Raw genomic sequence first — 5,045 nt, 5'->3', positions numbered from 1 at the left:
ATAAAACAGAGAGTGATTTTAATAAAGATTATTTTTTTCATATGTTAGAATTTATAAATTTTATTAATGAAATTAAATCACCAGAACAAATTGTAAAAAATATAGATACACTTTTAGAAAATGAAAGAGAAAAAAGAATTTTTTTTAAAAGATACAATAATAATTATACATTAGAAGAAATTGGAATAGAAGAAAATTTAACTCGTGAAAGAGTAAGACAAATATTAAAAAAAGCAAATGATAGTTTAAGTAGTTTTTTAAAAATAAATAAATTTAATATAGCATTGCAATTGAAATATATAAGTAAAGACATGTGTTCAGTAAAAGATTTATATGAAATTTTTGGACAAGATAAAATTTTTTATATAAATAGTTTAATAAAAATGAATGATTTAAGTTTATCTTTCGTAGAATCATTAAACTTAATAATGTTTAAATCTGAAAACACTTTAGATGAAAAAATAAAAGTTATAATAAACTCACTTCCTGAAAATTTTAAATTATGTAATTATATTGATCATTTAATTTATAAATTAAAACAATTAGAAATAAAAGAAGTAACTATAGAACAAATAAAAGATTTATTATTAAGTTATGAATTTAATATATATGGTGAATATTGCTTTAAAAATAAAATTACAATTATTAAAGCTTGTGAATTAATATTTAAAGAATACTTAACTAAACCATTAAGAATAGATGAAAAAGGAATTAATATTATTAAAAATTTAGTTTATAATCATTTAAATATAACTTTAGATAGTAATGATAGAGCATTAGAAAGTAGAATACGAGATATAGAATCAGTTTTATTAGTTGATAAACTTACTTTTATGCATATAAGTCATATTAATATAAGTAAAAAAACAATAATTTATATAAAAAGTTTATTAAAAGAAGCTTTTAATAAAAGAGAAGTAATAAATGCTGGTTATCTTTTTGAAAATAATAAAGAGTTAATGATAAAAAATAACATAAATAATAAATACATTTTATATTCATTAATACATTATTATTATGGTGAAAATTATTCTGTTGGAAAAGGAAATACTTTAGACATATATATAGATAAAGATATTGAATATTCTAGAGAAAATATGATAATAAACATTTTAAAAGAAAATAAAAAAATGATTTCTAAAGATAGATTTATAAAACTTACAGGATGGTCACCTTTTAAAATTGAAGATACTATAAGTAAATCAGATTTAATAATAAGACTTGGAAATAACATAACTACATTAGATTATTTGAAAATAACAGAAGAAGAAAAAACTAAAATATCTTTAATATTAAATAGATTATTTAAAAATAAAGGCTTTACAACATCTTATTTAATTTTAAATTCACTAAAAATAGATATAGAATTAACTACACTTATAAAAAGACTAAATATAGATTCTAATGAAAAAATAGCTGCATTAATAAAAAAAATGTTTAATAATATAAAAGGTCATACTCAATTTTTATATAATGAAAATTGTGAATATACTAGTTTTGAAGATGTGATAATAAAAAAGTATAGAGGAATTTTTACTAAAGAAGATATTAAAAAATATATATATGAATATGGTTATAAAGATATGATGGCTTCAACTATTATTAATAATAATATTGATAGCAATAAATTTTTAGAAATATCAGCTAATGAATTAATAAATTCTTATGATTTTAATATAAGTGAAGAAATAATGAATAGGGTAGTTAAATATATAGAAAATATATTTGAAAATGAAGATTATATAAATTTATCTAGTTTGTCAGAAAACTATAAAAATGAATTACCTAAAATTCAATACAGTTGGAATATTTATTTAATAAGAAGTATTCTAGTGAAAAAAGGATATAGAAAAATAAATAGAACTTATACAGATGCTAGATATGAAAAATTAATACTTGTTAAAAATAATAGCAATATAAAAACCTTTGATGAATTATTATATAAAATTTTAAAAAATAATTATACTGGTAAAATGAATGAGGTTGATATATATGATTATTTTACAAAACTTGATTTAGTATGTAAACATGAAGATAAATTTGATAAAAAAATTCCTTTTGATCTTAAAAATTCAGGAAAAATAAATATAGATACATTAGGTAAGATTTATTTACTTAATTAAACAAATTTTATCTAGTCTTTCTTAAACTTTAAATAAATCTAAGTAAATAAGTGTCAAAAAGTAGTTTTATTAAATATATTATTTTATAGAAATTTTAATAAAACTGATAATTTATAAAAATGTATAAGAATTTTTAGCATATATCTATATACATTTTAACTGACAACTTTTAATATTTATTAAAGTTTTGAAAGAGAGGTCATATGAAAAAAATAAAAGATAGAAAGTTTTTGAAATTTAATATAGTTTATATAAGTGCATTGTTATTTTCATTAATTATTTTTATTTTAGGAGTATTTTTTACAGATACATTTAAATCATCTGTAAATAGAATTTATACTGAAATTATGAATAAATTTTCTTGGGTGTATTACTTACTTATGCTTATATTTATGTTTATTTGTATATGGGCTATTTTTAGTAAATTTAAAAATATAAAATTAGGAGAGGATGATTCTAAACCAGAATTTTCTAATATTAGTTGGTTTTCAATGTTATTTAGTGCTGGTATTGGAATAGGTTTAGTATTTTGGGGTGTAGCTGAACCATTAACCCATTATAATAATCCTTTAAATGTAGAACCATTAAGTAATGCTGCTAGAGAATTTGCTATGACTAAGTCTATGTTGCACATAGGAGTATCAGCTTGGGCTTGTTATGGAGTTTTAGCTCTTGCATTAGCATATATACATTTTAGGAAGAAAAAACCTATACTAATTAGTAGTTTATTAATTCCATTAGTAGGAGAAGAAAAAGCTACTGGACTTTTAGGAAAAGTAATAGACATTTTCACAGTATTTGCTACAATGGCAGGAATAATTACTTCTTTAGGAATGGGCACTCTTCAAGTTAATAGTGGATTAAATTATTTATTTAATATACCTGAAAGTAAAAGCATTCAAATATGTATAGTTGTAGTTATAACAATATTATTTCTTATATCAGCTTGTTCAGGTGTGAAAAAAGGAATTAAATTTATATCTAATACAAATATGTTTTTAGCAGCACTTTTATTTTTATTAGCAGTTTTAGTAAGTCCTTTAGGGGATATAATTTCAAATACATTAATTGGTTTAAAGGGTTATGCCATTGAATTATTAACCAAAAATAATAATATTTTTGTAAAAGGTGATTGGTATAATAAATGGACTTTATTTTACTGGGGATGGTGGATAGCTTGGGCACCATCAGTAGCTATATTTATAGCTAGAATTTCTAAAGGAAGAACTATAAAAGAATTTATAATAGGAGTTCTAATAATTCCTGGTGCTGCCTGTATGACTTGGATGACTGTATTTGGTACTTTAGGGTTAAATGCTCCTATAGAAATTGGAAAAATAGCTATACAAAAAGTAGAAACTGCTATGTTTGTTGTTTTTCAGCAATATCCATTAGGATTTTTAATGTCTTTAATAGCTATAATATTATTATTTACATTCTTTATAACTAGTGCAGATTCAGCAACTTATGTATTAAGCATGATAGTATCTAATGGAAAGACTGAAGTTAAAAATTCAAAAAAGATAATCTTAGGTATAATACAATCTGTATTAACTTTAATATTATTATTTGTTGGTGGTTTAGAAATGGTACAAAATGCATCAATAATAATGGCTCTGCCCTTTGGAATAATAATGGCAATTTGTATCATGGGATTTGTTAAATCATTAATAAAAGAAAAAGTAGAAAAGAAAATTAAAATTACAAATAAAAATAATATTAGCGATATAATATAAAGAATTTAAATATTTAAAGTTAAAATAATAATTTGTATAAAAAACAATTGTAAAATTTCTAAATTATAGAAGTTTTACAATTGTTTTTATTTCTTCTTCATTTTCATTTATATTTAAAATATCTTTTTTAAAAAATTTTAGTTCATAAATAACTTTTAAAAACAAACTTCCTCTTCATTGAAAATAAATTTGAATAAAAATTTTATAAATAAATAGTTAATATTTTGGGTTGCTTGTATAAATACAAGCTTTTATGGATATATTGTAAAGTTTTCTTAATCCTATTAAAAGAAGTGTAATATAATATTTAAAATAAATAAACATTAAATAAACAGCCCTTTGGCTGATGTTGATTTATTTTAAATATTATATTTTTTATAGAAATACATAGGATTAAAAAAATTATAAATTATTTCTAAAAATTAATTTAATTAGTTAAATATGAAATGTATAAATGATTCTAGTATTTAATCACTAAAAAATTAAGTTGTTTTTTAAAAGTTATACTTAAAACTTTATTAGACAAGAAATAAAAATAAGATTAAAATATATTTGCAAAAGAAATTTAAAAGGTTATTTTGCAAAATTAGAAAACGTTTTAAAAGGAGAGTTTTATGAATAAACACAAGAAAAACAAAACAAGTAAACTACTTACATTATTTATGACAATGTTTTTGTCAGTAACTTTATTATTAGCTTATGGTAAAAATTACAATGTAAAAGCTTTGCAAGCTAATAATAAAGTTTCTTATAGTTTATGTAATGAAGAGAATAAAAATGTAATGGATGTAAGTTACATAAATGTAGGACAAGGAGATTCAGAATTAATTCAAGTTAATGGTAAAAATATTCTGATTGATGCAGGGCCAAGAAAGTCTTCTAAAGCTGTTATAGAGTATTTAAAATCACGTAATATAACTACTTTAGATTATGTAGTGGCTACTCATCCACATGAAGATCATATTGGAGCAACTAAATAGTTGTTAAAAATATAGTCAGATATATTTTTGATAAAAAGCTCCCTACGTTCGTAAAGAGCGTAGAGTGGTAGATACATTCTACCTAAAACTCCTTTAACTGCTGGAAGTTCCTAAAGCTACATTAACTACAACGTAAGGATGAAATAAGCCTAAGCGTGAATGTTACGAAAGTATAAAAAATAATGTAGATGGTGCAAGGTTAAATC

General features: G+C 21.1%; 2 protein-coding genes and 1 pseudogene. All 3 read left to right on the top strand.

Annotated features, from left to right (window positions below):
• A partial coding sequence (locus GBZ86_RS12565) for a sigma factor-like helix-turn-helix DNA-binding protein (RefSeq protein WP_268817442.1) occupies positions 1-2,123 on the top strand: 2,123 nt, incomplete at its 5' end.
• Positions 2,124-2,326: 203 nt separating this feature from the next.
• Positions 2,327-3,859: a BCCT family transporter gene (locus GBZ86_RS12560; protein ID WP_152891162.1), complete on the top strand. Its 1,533-nt coding sequence runs from the start codon at positions 2,327-2,329 to the stop codon at positions 3,857-3,859.
• A gap of 614 nt (positions 3,860-4,473) precedes the next feature.
• Positions 4,474-4,827 (top strand): annotated as a pseudogene (locus tag GBZ86_RS12555) (MBL fold metallo-hydrolase); the annotation flags it as partial.
• Positions 4,828-5,045 lie beyond the last annotated feature (218 nt).

It is taken from the genome of Clostridium tarantellae (genome assembly GCF_009295725.1).
Lineage (GTDB): Bacteria > Bacillota > Clostridia > Clostridiales > Clostridiaceae > Sarcina > Sarcina tarantellae.
The sequence above is the reverse complement of the archived record's forward strand: the minus strand, read 5'-3'. Positions and strand labels throughout refer to the sequence as shown.